The organism is Streptomyces sp. 5-10 (genome assembly GCF_014712245.1).
GTDB classification, from domain to species: domain Bacteria; phylum Actinomycetota; class Actinomycetes; order Streptomycetales; family Streptomycetaceae; genus Streptomyces; species Streptomyces violaceusniger.
The window spans coordinates 1-527 of sequence record NZ_JACVYG010000235.1 but is presented as its reverse complement, the minus strand read 5'-3'; the positions used below and the strand labels follow the sequence as shown (position 1 = coordinate 527).

1 protein-coding gene and 1 tRNA gene are annotated in these 527 nt (G+C 42.8%); both read right to left on the bottom strand.

What is annotated here, in order from left to right; all coding sequences use genetic code 11:
- Positions 1–153: 153 nt before the first annotated feature.
- Positions 154–227 (bottom strand) — tRNA-Thr (locus tag IEJ02_RS51330).
- Positions 228–394: 167 nt separating this feature from the next.
- The gene (locus tag IEJ02_RS51325; RefSeq protein WP_370467281.1) at positions 395–514 is read right to left on the bottom strand and encodes a hypothetical protein; all 120 of its coding nucleotides are present in this window, start codon (positions 512–514) and stop codon (positions 395–397) included.
- Between the last annotated feature and the right edge of the window lie 13 nt (positions 515–527).

The following is a 527-nucleotide window of genomic DNA, read 5'->3' as shown; positions in this document are numbered from 1 at the left end:
TATGTACTTGAACAATTTAATGTATATGCAAACATTATGTTATGGTGGCTAGAAATTAATGTGGATTAAACATAGTATGGTCAGAGAATAGTTTAATGTAGAATCTTAGCTTTGGGAGTTAAGGGTGAGAGTTGAATTCTCTTTTCTCTGAGGTGGCGCTAGGAAGGATTTTAACCTTCGATCTTCGGTTTACAAGACCGGTGCTTTAATGTCTAAGCTACTAGGGCAGTTTCAGTTTAGGGCTTTGTTTTCTAGTAAGCCAGTCAGAGGGAGGGCGATCAGGAATAGGGCAAAATAGNGTCAGAGGGAGGGCGATCAGGAATAGGGCAAAATAGACTGTGGAGGCCACCTGTCCAATTAAGACGAATGGGTGTTCGACTGGCTGGCCTCCAATTCATGTGAGTACTAGTATGTCGGCCACCAGGGTCCAGAATAGGATTTGAGAAAGGGGCCGAAATGTATTTCCTCGTTGCTTAGAGGTGTGAAGCATTGGCACTAATATTAGTACTAGGATAGAGAATAGGAGG